At 70.2% G+C, this 15,949-nt stretch carries 10 protein-coding genes; 7 read left to right on the forward strand and 3 right to left on the reverse strand.

What is annotated here, in order from left to right:
* The 3 genes from LRG07_RS09200 to LRG07_RS09210 form a co-directional block, all read right to left on the reverse strand.
* Positions 1-4,047 carry a chemotaxis protein CheB gene (locus LRG07_RS09200; protein WP_238642203.1) on the reverse strand — a complete coding sequence of 1,349 codons (4,047 nt, stop codon included), beginning with the start codon at positions 4,045-4,047 and terminating at the stop codon, positions 1-3.
* 104 nt (positions 4,048-4,151) lie between these two features.
* Positions 4,152-5,720: a phospholipase D family protein gene (locus LRG07_RS09205; RefSeq protein ID WP_238642204.1), complete on the reverse strand. Its 1,569-nt coding sequence runs from the start codon at positions 5,718-5,720 to the stop codon at positions 4,152-4,154.
* Entirely contained in the window at positions 5,717-6,595 is an 879-nt protein-coding gene (locus LRG07_RS09210) for a carboxylate/amino acid/amine transporter (protein WP_238642205.1), read from the reverse strand. Before LRG07_RS09210 ends, LRG07_RS09205 begins: the two co-directional genes overlap by 4 nt.
* A gap of 232 nt (positions 6,596-6,827) precedes the next feature.
* On the opposite strand from LRG07_RS09210, the gene LRG07_RS09215 reads away from it, so the two are divergent.
* The 7 genes from LRG07_RS09215 to gspM all read left to right on the forward strand — a co-directional run bounded on the left by LRG07_RS09215 (position 6,828) and on the right by gspM (position 15,949).
* Positions 6,828-7,628, forward strand: coding sequence for a MotA/TolQ/ExbB proton channel family protein (locus tag LRG07_RS09215; protein ID WP_238642206.1), 801 nt, complete (start codon positions 6,828-6,830; stop codon positions 7,626-7,628).
* Entirely contained in the window at positions 7,625-8,365 is a 741-nt protein-coding gene (locus LRG07_RS09220; RefSeq protein ID WP_201169270.1) for a flagellar motor protein MotB, read from the forward strand. The genes LRG07_RS09215 and LRG07_RS09220 overlap by 4 nt, the downstream gene beginning before the upstream one ends.
* A 76-nt stretch (positions 8,366-8,441) precedes the next feature.
* Positions 8,442-10,418, forward strand: coding sequence for an ATP-binding protein (locus LRG07_RS09225; protein ID WP_238642207.1), 1,977 nt, complete (start codon positions 8,442-8,444; stop codon positions 10,416-10,418).
* A 216-nt stretch (positions 10,419-10,634) separates the two neighbouring features.
* Positions 10,635-12,239, forward strand: a complete 1,605-nt coding sequence (locus tag LRG07_RS09230) for a BCCT family transporter (RefSeq protein WP_238642208.1) — start codon at positions 10,635-10,637, stop codon at positions 12,237-12,239.
* A gap of 62 nt (positions 12,240-12,301) precedes the next feature.
* Entirely contained in the window at positions 12,302-13,525 is a 1,224-nt protein-coding gene (locus LRG07_RS09235) for an MFS transporter (RefSeq protein ID WP_238642209.1), read from the forward strand.
* A 133-nt stretch (positions 13,526-13,658) separates the two neighbouring features.
* Entirely contained in the window at positions 13,659-15,260 is a 1,602-nt protein-coding gene (locus LRG07_RS09240; protein WP_238642210.1) for a pilus assembly protein PilM, read from the forward strand.
* Positions 15,257-15,949, forward strand: a complete 693-nt coding sequence (gene gspM / locus LRG07_RS09245; protein WP_238642211.1) for a type II secretion system protein GspM — start codon at positions 15,257-15,259, stop codon at positions 15,947-15,949. Before LRG07_RS09240 ends, gspM begins: the two co-directional genes overlap by 4 nt.

The raw sequence follows: 15,949 nt of genomic DNA on the forward strand, positions 1-15,949 counted from the left end.
TCAGGCCTCGTCGGCGAACCCCGCGCCGACCGTCCGGATCAGCCGCTCGAGATCCTGGATCCGGAACGGCTTGACCAGGTAATCGCTGAAGCCCAGCTCCGCGGCGCGCTCACGCTGGGCGGGCAGGGCGTCGGCGCTGACCGCGACCACCGGCACCGCCGGAGCGATCCCCTGCCCACGCAGTGACTCCATGACCTGGAAGCCGTCCATGTCCGGCAGGTGCAGGTCGAGCAGGATCAGATCGAAGGCCTGCTCCGCCGCGATGCCCAGCGCCGAGGCGCCGTCCTCCGCCTCGGTGAGTTCGGCGTCGCTGCGGTTGTCGATCAGACCGCGCACGAGCAGGCGATTGAGGAACTGGTCCTCCACGTAGAGGATGCGCACCGGTCGGATAGGGGGATGGTCCGCCATGGGCGACTCCGCCGCACGGGACGGCCTGGCGGCCTCTTCGGTCGGCGGGTCCGCCGCGGGCAGGCGCAGCTGGAAGCGGCTGCCCCGCTCGGGGCTGGAGTCCAGCAGCGCAAGGGTCCCCGCCATGAATGTCGCCAGGCGCTGGGCGATCAGCAGGCCGATGCCCGTCCCCTCGATGGTACCGCGGTCCTGGTCCAGCCGGTCGAAGGGCAGGAAGAGCCGTTCGCGCTTCTCCGGCGGGATGCCGATGCCGCTGTCGCTGACCACCACGGAGACCGCGTCGCCGTCCGCCTCCGGGCGGGCATCGAGGTGCACGGTGCCGCCGGGGCGATTGTATTTGATGCCGTTGGTGAGCAGATTGAGCAGGATCTGCTTCAGTCGCATGGGGTCGGCCTGCACCCAGAGATCGTCCGGGACCTCGGCGGTCAGGGCGATCCGGTGCTCGCTGGCGTCCCCGCTGCACACCGCCAGGCAGTCCTCCGCCACGCTACACAGCTGCACGGCGGTGGGCGCGACGTGCATCTCCCCGGCCTCGATCCGCGCCAGATCCAGGACATCGTTGATCAGATCCCGCAGGTACCAGCCCGCCCTGAGGATGTCGCCGTAGTAGCGCTGCCGCGACTCGGCGGAGGGCTCCGAGTGCTCGGCGAGCAGCTGCGTAAAGCCGACGATGGCGTTGAGCGGCGTGCGCAGCTCGTGGCTCATCGAGGAGAGGAACTCCGTCTTCGCCTGGCTGGCCTGCTCGGCCTCCGCCTTGGCGGCGAGGAGTTCCGACTGGTAGGCCTCCTGACGGGTGACGTCGCCCTGGATGCCGATGAAGTGGGTCACCGTCCCGGCGGCGTTGCGGACCGGGTCGATACGCAGGTAATTGCGGAACGGGGAGCCGTCCTTGCGGTAGTTGGTCAGGACTACGCTTACCGGCTCCTGGCGGGAGAGGGCCGCGCGCAGGGTGTCCACGTCCGCGGGGTCCGTGTCCGGCCCCTGCAGGAAGCGGCAGTTGTGGCCGATGGCCTCTTCCGGCTCGTAGCCGGTGAGGGTCTTGAACGATCGGTTGCAGTAGGTCACCGGCAGCCCGGGGACCTGGGCATCGGCGACGACCACGCCCTCGGAAGTCGCATCGAGGGCCTGGGCCTGGAGGCGGACCTGGGTCTCGGCGCGCACGACGCTGGTGTAGTTGACCAGCAGCAGGATGCAGCCCTGCAGCCGGCTGGCGCGGCTCCAGTAGGGCAGCAGCCGCAGCAGGTGGTGCTCCCCCTGGCAATCCAGCCACTCCTCCAGCGTGTCGCCCTCGCGCAGGACCCGCTGGACGCGGTCGCCCCAGTCGTAGAGCCCGAGCTGCCCGGAGAGGATGCTCACCGGCTGCTCCAGCCAGTCCTCCTGCAGCTCCAGCAGGGACTGCGCCGCGGCGTTGAAGCGCTTGATCCGTGCGTGGGCGTCGAAGACCACCAGCCCCTCGCTGAGGCTGTCCATCACCGAGGCGAGGTCGTCGTACGCCTCGCTGAGTTCCTCGCTGCGCCGGTTCAGCTCCTCGTTGACGGTGGTCAGCTCTTCGTTGGTGGACTGCAGCTCCTCGTTGCTCGTCTCCAGCTCTTCGTTGGTCGACTGGAGTTCCTCGTTGGAGGACTGCAGCTCCTCATTGGTCGACTGCAGCTCCTCATTGGCCCGTTCCAGCTCCTCGGTGACGACGCTCAGGTGCTCCCGCGTGGCCGTCAACTCGCCGCGCAGGGTGTCGACGGTCCGCTGCGTCCGCTCGTCGCTCTCGGCGATCTCCGGCGGCGGCTCCTCGTAGGCACCGCGCTCGAAGAGGATCAGGTAGCAGACCGAGCCCTCGTCGGTGGCCGCCGGCAGCGGGGTGATCCGCAGGCGCACCCACTCAAGCTCCGGGCGCAGGCGCAGGGCGGTGCCCATCTGCGGGTGGCCCTCGCGGTGGCAGCGATTGAGCAGGGTGATCAGTTCCGAGCGCAGCTCCTCGCGGATCAGGGCCTGGACGCTCAGGCTGGCGTCGCCGTCGGGCAAGTGCATGTAGTTGCCCGCACCGCGGCTGCGCAGCACCGTCCCGGCGGCGGTGACCACGACGTGCTCCGGCGCGAAGAGCTCCTGCAGCCCCTCGGCGATGCGCTGATCCATCTGCGTGCGCCTGGACGCGGCCGGCGGTGGGGGGCTGCTGCGCTCCGGGGCTGGGCCGCCGTTGCCGAACTTCGGTGGGGTGGCACGGACATCGTTGCGCTTGCGGTAGAGCCGCTGCGCCCCGTCGATGGCGGTGTAGAGGTATTCCCGCCCGCTGATCCCCTCGGCCCGCCCCAGGAACAGGTGCCCGACCGGGCGCAGCCCGTAGTGGAACAGCTCCAGGATCCGTTTCTGCGTATCGGGGCGCAGGTAGATCAGCAGGTTGCGGCAGCTGATCAGATCCAGGCGGGTGAAGGGCGGGTCGTTGAGCAGGTCCTGCCGGGCGAACACCATCATGTCGCGCAGCGGCTTGGCGGCGCGCACCCGATCGCCCTCGCGCACGAAGTAGCGCTCAAGCCAGGCGCCGGGCAGGTCGGCCACCGCCCCGGCGGGGTAGATCCCGCTGCGGGCCTCGGTCAGCGCCTCCTCGTCGAGGTCCGTGGCGAAGATCTGAACCGGGCCCGTGATCTCGTGCTGCGCCAGGGCCTCCTGGACCAGGATGGCGATGGAGTAGGCCTCCTCGCCGGTGGCGCAGCCGGGTACCCAGATGCGCAGCTCGGCGTCCTCGGAGCGCTGCCGGGCCAGCTCGCCGATGACGGTTTCCAGAGCCTGGAACGCCTCGCGGTCCCGGAAGAAGGCGGTCACTGAGATGAGCAGCTCGCGGATCAGCCGGTCCACCTCGCCCGGGTCCGTCTGGAGCAGCTGCTCGTAGTGCGCGGCGTCCCGTGCCCCGGTGGCCACCAGCCGTCGCTGCAGCCGGCGCTGCACCGTGGCCTCCCGGTAGGCACCGAGGTCCATCTGGCGCTCGCGGTAGACGCGCTGGCCGATGCGCTCCAGGGCGTCGCCGAGCGCCGGCTCCCGGTCGTCGGCCGGCTCGCCGCGGGCCAGGCGCGCCAGGCGCTCGGCCAGCCCGCGGCTGTCCGGCACGCTGTCCGCGCACCCGGTCTGCAGCGCGGCCCGCGGCATGCCGTCGTAGGCGGCGCTGGCCGGCTCCTGGGCAAACACCGCACCGCCGGCGGCCTTGATGGCGCGGGTGCCGGCGGCGCCGTCGGTACCGGTGCCCGACAGGACCACCCCGGCGCACAGCTCGTGGTACGCCTCGGCCATGGAGTGGAAGAGGCGGTCCGCCGAGGGCTTCGGTCGCACCGGGTCCGGGGGCTCGGTGAGCTGAATGCGCCCCCTGGAGATGGTGATGTCCTTATTGGCCGGGGTGACGTAAACGGTGTCCGGGGCCAGCTGATCGCCGTCTTCGGCGGTGTGGACGCTGAGCGCGGTCTCGCGGCTGAGCAGGTCGGTGAGGATGCTTCGGTGGTGGGGGGAGAGGTGCTGGGCGATGACGATGCTCAGACCCAGATCGCCCGGGAGCTCGCGGAGCAGGCCGCGGAGGGGGTCCAGCCCCCCGGCCGAGGCCGCAACGCCCACGATAAAGGGCGCGGAAGGGGACTCGGCGGGCGGCAGTCCTTGCGCACGCACGTCGGGCGACCTCTTTGTAAGCAGTTCCGTTCAATTAAGCACACCGGGGTGCAAAACCGCAACCGTCGAAAGGGAAGCAGGGCGCGAGGGCCCGGGGCCGGCGGCTAAAGCTGCGACTCGATGGGCAGCAGGCGCGCGAAACCGGCCACGAAGCGCCGCCACCATCCCGCCTTGGGGTCGCGCCGGTACGTGCTGGTGTCGTCCTCCCAGCGCAGGGCCCCGCGCTCGGAGAGGCGCACCCGGTAGGCGAAGCGCGGGTCGGTGGCCTGCTCGAAGATGGTCTCCAGCGCCGTGGCCATTTCGGAGTCGCGGACGAAGACGCCGAGCTCGGTGTTGATGTGCGCCGAGCGCGGATCGAGATTGAACGACCCCAGGAAGATCTCGTCGCCGTCGAAGACCGCCCCCTTGGTGTGCAGGCTCGCCCGCGAGGCGCCCAGGCCGAAGGCAGCGTCGGCCTGGTAGTGCTGCCAGGCGCTGGGGCGCAGCTCGTAGAGCGCCACGCCAGCCTCCAGCAGGGCGTGGCGGCGGCGGGCGTAGCCGCTGTGGGCCAGGGCCACATCGGTGGCGGCCAGCGAGTTGGTGAGCACCGAGACCGCCACGCTGCGCTGCGCCAGGTCGGTTAGGCCCGCCGTGCCCTCGGCGCCGGGCACGAAGTAGGGCGAGGCGAGCGTCACGCGCTCCTCGAGCGCGGCAAAGCGCTCGCCCAGGGCGTTGAGTACCGCCCGGGTGCTCGGCTCGCCGCTGTGGCCCAGCGCCTTGCTCGGGTTGTCCACGGCCAGCTCGGCGTCGCGGGTCCAGGTGTAGGCTTCGGTCTTCAGCAACGTCGCCACGGGGGCGCTGCTCGGCGCGGGCCGATACAGCGGGTGATCGGTGCGCGCGCGGTGCCAGGCGCGCAGCTCCTCCTGGAGCTGCTCGAGCGGTTCAGCGCCGGAGCGGCCGCGTTGGAGCTGGGCGATGGGGATCGCCGCCGGGCTGTTCCAGTAATCCGTAAAGGCGCGCTCGGCCCGGTGGGCCAGGGGGCCGGCCATGGCCAGGTCGATGTCCATGAAGTTGAACGGCTCGCCGGTGTAGAAGTAGGCGTTGGAGATGTTGCGCCCGCCTACGATGGCCAGCCGGCCATCGGCGATCCACGCCTTGTTGTGCATGCGGTGGTTGAGGTCGCTGGCGCGCAGCAGCAGCTCCACGCCGGCGCGCAGGGCACCGGCCCGAGAGCGGTACGGATTGAACAGCCGGACCTCGGCGTTCGGGTGTTGATCCAGGGCGGCCAGGGCGCGGTCGTCGCCGCGGATGTCCATGTCGTCGAGCAGCAGGGCCACCTGCACGCCGCGTTCGGCAGCATGGAGCAGTTCGGCGAGCAGCAGTCGGCCGGCCTCGTCGTTGCGCCAGATGTAGTACTGCAGATAGAGCCGCTCCTCGGCGAGGCGTGCGCTGTGTGCCCGCCACTGGTAGGCGTCCAGGCCACTGGTCAGCATCTGGAAGCCGGTGGCTCCCTCGCGGGCCGCTGGCACCTCACGCAGCCACTCGGCCAGGGGGCCCTCGTTGGCTGGCAGGCGGGGGGGCTGCTGCGGCGTCTCCGGGGCCTGGTAGACCGGGGCGCAGCCGGCCAGGGCGGCCAACAAAACCAGCGCGAGCGCCACGTGCAGCGCCCGTCGCCGGCGGAGCGCATGGATCATGTTGGTCTCCCGGCGCCGAGCACGGCGTAGCGCGAGAAGCGTGCGTTGATCCACAGCGCGGCGACGATGATGCCCCCACCAATGGCCAGCCGCAGCAGATCGGCGTCCGCGTCCCAGAGCAGCAGGTTGACCAGCAAGCCGGCGGGGACCAGCAGGTTGTTCATCACTGCCAGCGTGCCACCGTCCACCACGCGGGCCCCCTGATTCCACAGATAGAGGCCCAGCCCCGAGGCCGCCAGGCCCAGCCAGAGCAGCACGCCCCACTGCAGCCCACTGTCGGGCATCAGGCTCGGGTCGCCGAACAGGGCGAAGCTCGGGGCGGCGACCAGCAGCGCGCCCAGGAAGAAGTAGAAGAAGACCCGGTAGGCCGGGGTGTCGATGGGGTGGCGCAGCAGCAGGTGCTTGTAGCCCACCTGTCCGGCGGCGAAGGCGGCGTTGGCCACCTGCAGCAGCAGGAAGCCGAGCAGGAACTCATCGGTGATGCCGTCGTAGCGGATCACCCCGGCGCCGATCACCGCCAGACCCGCGGCGAGCAGCGCCACCGGCGCGAAGCGTCGGTGCAGTGCATCGTCGAGCAGGGCGACGTACAGCGGCGTGGTGATGGTGAACAGCAGCACCTCCGGCACCGTCAGATAGGCGAAGGAGCGGTAGAGGCACAGGTAGGTCACCCCGAACTGCAGGGCGCCGAGGAGCATCAGCCCGCCGGCGAGCGACGGCGACAGGCCGCGAAAACGCGCCAGGGGCAGGAAGACCAGCGCGGCCAGCGCCACGCGGCTCAGCACCGCGAAGTCGTCATCCACCTGCCCGGAGAGGTACTCGCCAATCAGGCTGAACGAGAAGGCCCAGAGCAGGGTGACCAGGAGCAGGTACGGCATCGATCGCGGTTGTCGGGTCTGTGTGTGGGGCCGGCGTAGTGTTGGCGACAGCGGCGGGCGTGACAAGGCCTGCGGAGCGCACGCGCGCCCCGCGCTGCGGCCTACGGCGCGCCAACGGCGCAGCCGCTGCGCCGCCGCAGGGGTGGACGTGGACGGGCAGCGCGGCAGAATAGGGCGTTAACCGCCTGTTAGCCGTCGCAGCGCACGGTGGCGCACACCTTGGAGGCGAATTTTGGATAAAGCGACCCTCGGCGGGCTGCTGGTCGGCATCACCATCATCGTCACGGCCATCGCCGCCAGCGGCGATGCGGCACAGTTCCTCTACCTGCCGGCGGTGCTCATCGTCTTCGGCGGCACCTTCTCGGCGACGCTGATCAAGTTCTCGCTCCAACAAGTCATCAACTCGGTGCAGGTAGCCAGCCAGGCCTTCAAACGGCGTCAGGACGACCCCGCCGCGCTCATCGCCCAGACCAAGGAGCTGGCCACTCAGGTCCGCAAGCACGGCTTCCTGGTCCTGGAGGACGCCGAGGTCGACAACCCCTTCTTCCGCAAGGCGCTGGACCTGACGGTGGACGGCGTCGAGCCGGAGCTGGTGCAGCGCATCCTGCGCGAGGAGCTGGAGCTGTCCATGCAGCGCCACGAGGAGGGGCAGCGTATCTTCCGCAGCATGGGCGAGCAGGCCCCGGCCTTCGGCATGATCGGCACCCTGGTCGGGCTGGTGCAGATGCTCGGCAACCTGGAGGACCCGGAGGCCATCGGGCCGGGGATGGCCGTGGCGCTGCTGACCACCCTCTACGGCGCGCTGTTCGCCCAGCTCGTCGCCCTGCCCATCGCCGACAACCTGGAGGTCCGGGCGCAGCGGGAGTACACCAACAACCTGCTGATCATCGACGCCGTGACCTGCATCCACAAGCGCTACAACTCGCGGCTGATCGACGAGGTGCTGTCCAACTACCTGCCGCCGAGCCAGCGCGGGGCCGTGGCCGCCCCCGCCGGGCAGACGGCCGCGGAGGGTTCCGGGAACCAGGGATGAGATACCGCAGCAAGGCCACCGCGCGCGGCTCGCCCGCCTGGATGACCACCTTCGCCGACCTCATGGCGGTGCTGGTGGTCTTCTTCGTCATGCTCTACAGCATGTCGGTGATCGACAACGAACGCTACCAGCAGCTCGCCGAGTCCCTGCGCCAGGTCCTCGGGCCCGCGGTGGTGCAGGAGGACACGCCGCAGGCCGCGCCGACGGTGGTCGACCTGGAGGGGCCGGCACCGACCCCGGAGCAGGAGGTCCGGGATGACCTGCCGCCTTCGGATCCGGAGTACGACGAGACGGCGGAGATCCTCGAGGCGCTGCAGGACGCCCTGGCCGAGGAACTCGCCGCCGGCGAGGTGGAGCTGGGCGAGGGCGAGGACGGCGTACTACTGCGCTTCCCCGAGCGGGCCGCCTTCGCGCTGGGCAGCAAGGAGATCAGCGACCCCTTCGTGCCGGTGCTCGAGCGGGTCGCCGGCGTGCTGTCGGATACCCCGGGGTTGATCCGGGTGACCGGACACACCGACGACATCCCCATCCGCAGCGACCGCTTTCGCTCCAACTTTGAGCTCTCCACCGCCCGGGCGATCTCGGTGGTGCACGTGTTCAAGGACGCGGGGATCACGCCGGAACGGCTGATCGCCCAGGGCCACGGCGAGACGCGGCCGCTGGAGCCCAACGACACCCCCGAGCAGCGCGCCCGCAACCGGCGTGTGGACGTGCACCTGATCGAAGCGGACGACTGACCCGCGCGGGGCCGCCGGCGCCGGGTGGGCCCCGGGGCGTGGTACCTTTGAATGCTTTGAGCAAGCGGAGTCTCGGATGGCCAGTGGCAATGGTGGGGGCGTGGAGCGCGGCATCGGCGGACACAACATCGCGCCGGCGGAGCTGCTGGAGATGGTCGAGGCCGCCCCCGAGCTGGTCGGCGTTGCGGACCTGCGCGGTGGCTGCGAGCTTTACCGAAACCCGGCCATGCGCCGGATCATGGGCGAGCCGCGCCCGGACAAGCCCTTGGAGCAGCGCATCGCCGATTCGCACCCGGAGTGGGCGACCCGGCGCGTCCTCGATGAGGGGCTTCCGGCGGCGCGGCGCGACGGGGTCTGGCAGGGCGAGACTGCGGTGCTCTGCGTGGAGGACGGCCGCTCGATCCCGGTGCTGCAGACGCTGATCGTCCACAGGGATGAGCACGGTGAGGCGCAGCGCTGTTCGACCATCATCCGCGAGCTGACCGAACAGAAAGAGACCGAGCACGCGCTGCGCAAGAGTGAGGAGCGCTACCGCCGCTTCCTCGAGGGCTTTCTGGGGATTGCCTATCAGATCGATCCGGAGGACTGCCGGATTCTTCTGCTTAGCGGGGCCGTGGAGTCGATCACCGGCTACGACCGCGCCTACCTGCTGGATCGGACGAGCCGTTGGTCGGATCTGATCCACCCGGATGACCGCGAACGCGTCGATGTCGAGGACGCCGCCATCCGGAGCCGGGGGGAACGGGTGGGGGATCTGCGCTATCGGATCCGCCACCGGGATGGCTCCACCCGCTGGGTCCGGGATATCTGGCAGATGGTGGAGCTGCCGGCCAACGGGCGCCAGGTCTTCCAGGGCGCGCTGTACGACATCACCGAACGCATGGAGCTTGAGCGGGCGCGCAAGCAGGCGGACCGAGACCGCAGCACCTTCCTCGCTGCGGTCAGCCACGACCTGCGCACGCCGCTCAACGCCGTGGTTGGCTTCACCGGGCTGCTCGAGGATACCCGGCTCGACGACGAACAGCGCCGCTACGTGGAGCTGTGCCGCACCGCCAGCCAGACCCTGCTCGGGCTGGTGGACACCCTGCTCAGCCTGTCGCGGCTCGAGGCCGGCGAACTCCGGCTCGAGCGCGAGCCGTTCGAGCTGCGCGCCTACCTGGCCGACGAGAGCAAGCTGCTGGAGGCCCTGGCCGCCGAGCAGGGGCTGGCGCTGACGCTGACCGTCGACCCGGCGGTCCCGGAGTGGGTCGAGGGGGACGCCGTACGCTTCGGTCAGGTGCTCTACAACCTGGCGAATAACGCCATCAAGTTCACCGAGCAGGGCAGTGTGACCATCACCGTGGCCCCGGCGGACGGCGATGACCGGCTGCTGGTGGCGGTTACCGACACCGGGCCGGGGATCTCCGAGACGGATCAGCAGCGCATCTTCCGCGCCTTCACCCAGGGCGACGATGTCTTCCGCCGGCAGGAGGGCAGCGGGCTGGGACTGACCATCTGCAAGGAGCTGGTTCGCCTGATGGGCGGTGAGCTCGGGGTGCAGAGCACCCCGGGGGCCGGGGCGACCTTCCACTTCACCGCCCGTCTGCCGGCAACGGAGCCCCCGGCGGATGGTGACGCTGCGCCGGCCGCAGCCCCGACGGCCAAGGGAGCCGCGACGGACGCGCCGCTGCAGGTGCTGGTGGCCGAGGACGAGCCAACCAACGCCCTGTTGATCCGAACCCTTCTGGAGCAGCAGACGTGCCGGGTCACGGTGGTCGAAGACGGCGAGGCGGTGGTTGCGCAGTGGGAGCGGGAGCGCCCCGATCTGCTCCTGCTGGACGTCCAGATGCCCGGCATGGATGGGTGCCAGGCCCTCGGGATCCTGCGCGAGCGTGAGGCGCAGCGCGGCTGGTCCCGCACGCCGGTGGTGATGTGCACCGCCCACGCCGTGGAGCAGGTCTGGGAGGACTGCGCCCGCCAGGGCAGTGATGCCACCCTGACGAAGCCCCTCGACCGCGACGAACTCGTGCGTGTGCTCGAGTGGGTCCGCCGGGGCGGCACCGGCCGCGGCTGACGGTGGTGCAGGGCCCGGGGCGCCCGAGAACCCCGTGTGGCGCCGCTCTCGGTGGCCAAAGGCCCGGTTTCCCTGGGGCTGGTGCCTTGAAATTGTGCAATCGAAGCGGTACCGTTCAGCGCCTTTCCCCCGGGGCTGCCCCAGTTTTGTGCGTCCGAGCCCGTGCAGGCGGGGTGGTCGTGGCCCTTCGCACGACGAAACGGAGCCTGATTCCCCATGTCCCAACCCGAAACGGCGGGTAACCGCCAGGCTGTGCCCGAACGCGAGATTCGCGGCAACGAGCGCACCGTGATGGTGCTCTCGGGTGGCTTCGTCCTGGCCTTCATCGCCATGGCGGCGCTGGATCTGGACTGGCTGAGCGCCGCGGTGGACACCACCTTCGGTTACGCCACGCAGTACTTCGGCGCGTACTGGCAGCTGCTGATGCTCGCCACCTTCCTGATCGCCCTGGTCATGGCCTTCAGCCCGCTGGGCCGGCTGCGGGTCGGCAACGACCAGCCGGATTACAGCAACTTCTCCTGGCTGGCCATGATCATGGCCACGCTGCTCGCCGGCGGCGGCGTGTTCTGGGCGGCCGCCGAGCCCATCGCCCACTTCATGGATCCGGCGCCGCTGTTCGCCGCCGAGCTGGGCATCGAGGGCGGCGAGGAGGGGGCGGCCGTCCCCGCGCTGGCGCAGAGCTTCATGCACTGGGGCTTCCTGGCCTGGTCGATCCTCGGCGCGCTGACCGGCGGCATGCTCATGCAGCTCCACTACCACCGGGGCTGGCCGCTCAAGCCGCGCACGCTGCTCTACCCGCTCTTTGGCGAGCGCATCATGCACGGCACGCCGGGGGCGATCGTCGACACCTTCTGCGTGATCGCCGTGGTGGCCGGTACGGTGGGGCCGCTCGGCTTCCTCGGGCTGCAGGTGGCCTACGGGCTGAGCGATCTCTTCGGGCTGCCGGATAGCGTGTGGCTGCCGGCGGCGGTGCTGCTGGCGGTGATCCCCATCTACCTGTTCTCGGCGATCACCGGCCTGAACCGCGGCATCCGCATGCTCAGCCGCTTCAACGTGATGCTGGCGCTGTTCCTGGCCGCCTTTATCCTGCTCTTCGGCCCCACGGCGTTCATCATCGACGGCTTCGTCCAGGGTATGGGCGCCTACGTGGACAACCTGGTGCCCATGGCCACCTTCCGCGAGGATCCGGCCTGGCTGGACTGGTGGACCGTCTTCTTCTGGGGCTGGTTCATGGGCTACGGGCCGCTGATGGCGATCTTCGTCGCCCGGATCTCGCGCGGGCGCACCATCCGCCAGATCGTGCTGGCCATGTCGGTGCTCGCCCCGGTGGCCACCTGCTTCTGGTTCGCCATCGTCGGCGGCTCCGGGATCGCCTTCGAGCTGGCCACGCCCGGCGCCGTCTCCGAGCCGTACCATGAGGCCGGGCTGCCTGCGGCGATGATGGCCATCGCTCAGCAGCTGCCCTTCGGTGCGATCATCGCCGTCCTCTTCCTGGTGCTGACCACCATCTTCGTGGCCACCACCTCGGACTCGATGACCTACACCATCTCGCTGACCATGAGCGAGGGCGACGAGCCGGCCACCTGGCTGCGCGTCTTCTGGGGTCTGGTGCTCGGCGTGATGGCGATGATCCTCATGCTCATGGGCGAGGGCAGCATCACCGCGCTGCAGTCGTTCATCGTGGTCACCGCCGTGCCGGTGTCGCTGATCCTGCTGCCGTCGCTGTGGTACGCGCCGCGCATGGCGATGCACCTGGCTGACGGCGAGGAGCCGGCCATCGACGGTGAACCGGCAGACCCGCAGAAGCCGACCGGGCGCTGAACGGCGCCCGGCTCCGGCAAGGGGCCTACGCAACCGCCTGAACGGAGGAAGGCATCGCGGCCGTGTCAGCCGGATCCGAATACCTGCGGTTCGTTGTTGAGAACCGCCGCTTCCTCGGATTCGGTCTGCTGGCCGCGGCCCTCTCCGGCTTCGGGCAGACCTTCTTCGTCTCGCTGTTCAGCGAGCCGATCCGCACCACCTTCGATCTGGGCCACGGTGGCTTCGGCCTCTACTACGGCATCGCCACCCTGGGCAGTGCCGCGGCGGTGGTCTGGCTGGGCCGGGCGCTGGATCGTATCGACCTGCGCGTCTTCGCCGCCGCCACCGTAATCGGCCTGGCCGCCGGGGCGTTGCTGCTGGGCGTGGCGGAGCACGCGGCCGTTCTCCTGCTGGCACTCCTGCTGCTGCGACTCAGCGGCCAGGGGCTGATGACCCACATGGCCTTCAGCAGCATGGCGCGCTACTTCGACGCCCGGCGCGGCCGCGCCCTGGGCGTGGCCGCCCTGGGCTTGCCGGCGGCCGAGGCGGTGCTGCCGGTCAGTGCCGTGGTGCTGATGGCCTTCCTGGCGTGGCAGCAGGTGTGGCTGCTGGTGGCCGCGCTGCTGCTCTTCATCGGATTGCCGGCGCTGCTGGTGCTGCTGCGCGGACACAGCACCCGGCGCCGACGCATCGAACGCCTGGCCGACGAGCAGCCCCCCGGTGCCGGCTGGCGGCGGCGCGAGGTGCTCCGCGACCGGCGCATGTGGCTCTACCTGCCCGGTGTCCTGGTGGCCCCCACGGCGGTGACCTTCCTCTTCTTCCATCAGGTCCACATCGCTGATACTCGGGGCTGGCCGCTGGAGCTGATGGCCGCCTCGTTCCTCGGTTTCGCCGCCGCCCACGTGGTGGGGCTGCTCGTCGGCGGGCCGTGGGTGGATCGGATCACCGCCCGCCGCGCCCTGCCGCTGGCCCTGCTGCCGCTGCTCACCGGCCTGACGCTGGCTGCACTGTTCACCGGGGCCTGGGTGGTGCCGGTCTATATGCTCTTGGCCGGCCTCTCCGCCGGCGTCGGTGCCCCGGCCATCAACGCCCTTTGGGCGGAGCTCTACGGCATCCACAATCTCGGCGGCATCCGCGCCCTGGCCCACGCCGCCATGTCCTTCGCCACCGCGCTCTCGCCGCCGGCCACGGGCCTGCTGCTCGACTGGGGGGTGCCGGTGGGTGTGGTCATCGGCGGGCTGGCGGTGCTGACGGCGGGGGCGGGGGTGTTGGCGGCCGCGGGGCGGAGGCGGGGTGCGACCATTTGAGCTGTCCAAATCGGCAGACAACCCCGCCCCGGAGCTTTTCCCTCACAGTGACCTGGGTTAACCTCAGATTTACTCGCCAGCTTAGTCGGATTTTTGGCTCAGGCGCGCCACCATTCAGCGCAGGAATGCTCGCATGAAGGGAAAGCAGCTGGTTCAGGGAGGAGAGGAGCCGCGCAGCAGCGGGCTCAGTGGCCTGTTGGCGCGCCTGCGTTCCGGCAGGCAGGACCCCCGGGTTGGCGTCCAGATTCTCCGCACCGGGCAGGTCACGTTGGCCGCGTGCTCGCCCGATGGTGAGCGGCTGCTCGGCTGCGAGCGGCGCACCTGCGGGCCGGAGCAGGTCGGCGACACCCTCGCCGCCATGGTCGAGGCCCACGGCTTGCGCGGGGATCCGGCCTACATCGTCCTCGACGGCGAGGACTACGAGATCCAGCAGGTGGATGCCCCGGGCATCCCCGACGCCGAGCTGAACCAGGCGCTGCGGTTCCGCCTTCGCGATGTCTCCTCGGTGCCTGTCTCTGATATGGCCGTCGCCGGCCAGCGGCAGTACGCCAACCGGCGTCAGCAGCCGGATCGCCTGGCCCTGGCGATGGTGGCCCGGCGCAGCCGTGTCCAGGAACTGGTGGATTTGGTGGCGTACGCCGATCTCGTGCCGCGCGCCGTGCTTGGCCGGGAGACCGTGCTCCACGACATCGCTACCCATGTGCCGGCGTCCGAGCACCCGGTGCTGATGGTCCACCTGGCCGAATACGACACCGTAATGACCTTTAGCCGCGCCGGGCAGCTGGTGCTGGCGCGTTCCCAGGGGGTCGGCCTGCGCCGCTTGCGTGAGGAGGGCGACGAGGCGGTCCAGGCCCTGCTCCGGGAACTGCAGCGTACGCTGGACTACCACGACTCGCAGCTTTCGCAGCAACCGATTGACCGGATCTTTCTGGTCCCAGCTGGTGGACAGGCGGAGCTGGGCGAACTGCTCGAGCACCTGAGCCAGTCGCTCCCCGTACCGGTGGCCCGGCTCCAGCTCCAGCAGGTGCTTGAGACGCAGGTGGACGGGGCGACGCGGCTCGACGACGCCACCCAGGGCCACTGCCTGCTCGCTGCCGGGGCCGCGCTGCCGCGCGCCAGCCAGAGCGACGTCTCGCTCTACCACCCGCCGGTACGGCAGTTCGACCCGCTAGCCCCGGCCTCGATCATCGGTTATGCCGCTGCGGCGGCCGTGCTCCTCGGTGTGGTCAGTCTGGTCCAGGGGCGGGTGCTGAGCGGTGCCGAGGACCGTCTGGCCGAAGTCGAGGCCGAGCAGGAGGCGCTGCTCGAGCAGGTTCAGGCCCTGGAGCAGGAAGTGGAAGAGGCCTTGGCGCCTTCGGAGGCCCTGGTCGAGCGCCGGGATACGCTGGAGGCGCAGCTCGGCACGCAGCGACAGTTCCTGGAGGAGCTGCGCGGGATCCACCCCGAAGCCATGGCCGGCTTCTCGGAGACGCTCGAGGGGGTGGGACGCCAGGAGCAGGAGGCGTTGTGGCTGACGCGCATGCACTTCTCGCCGCAGGCGGGCGAGTTCCAGGGGTACGCGCTGGACGCCGCCGAAGTCACGCAGTTCTTCGAGCACCTCGGGATGCAGCGTGAGTTCCAGGGGTGGAGTTTCGACCACCTTGCGCTCGACCGGGTCACCGGTCGCAACGGCGAGGCGGCCGGCATGCGGGCCTACCGCTTCGACGCAGCGGCGCAGCGGGGAGGTGAGCCATGAAGAGGGCGCTGGCGCGCAGCCCGGTGGTGGCGCAGGTCACGGGTGCATGGGATCGGCTGAACCAGGCGCTCTGGCAGCGCACCGTCCGCGAGCGGGTGCTGGTCGGCGTGGCGCTGTTCGCGGTGATCGCCGCGCTCTGGTACTTCTACCTCCATGAGCCGCAGCGTCAGGCGCTGGAACAGGCGCGGAGTTCGGCGGAGAACGCCGAGAACCAGATCCCGCAGCTGCGGGCGCAGATCGAGGAGCTGGAAGCCGAGCGCGACGCCGACCCCGACGAGGCCATCGAGCGGGAGATCGCCTCGCTGGAGGAAGAGCTCGAGGCGGTTCAGCGCCGGATGGCTGAGGACATGCCCGATTTCATCGAGCCCGGTGACATGCGCGGCGTGCTCGAGGCACTGCTGGCGCGCCGCGACGATACCGAACTGCGGGCGTTCGAGCGCCTGCCCGCCGAAGTGGCCATGGAGGCCGAAGATGAGAATGGCGAGACGCTGAAGGCGTATCGGCACCCGGTGCGGATGATCTTCGAGGGCGACTACGACGCCACGCTCCGGTTGCTCGAGGACGTGGAGAACCTGCAGTGGCAGTTTGCGTGGGAGGAGCTGACCTATGAGGTCGAAGAGTACCCGCTCGGGCGGGTGGAAGTCCGCCTGCACACGCTCAGCGGGCACGAGGCCTGGCTGGATCTCTAG

This window comes from Halorhodospira sp. 9622 (genome assembly GCF_022228025.1).
GTDB lineage: Bacteria > Pseudomonadota > Gammaproteobacteria > Nitrococcales > Halorhodospiraceae > Halorhodospira > Halorhodospira halophila_A.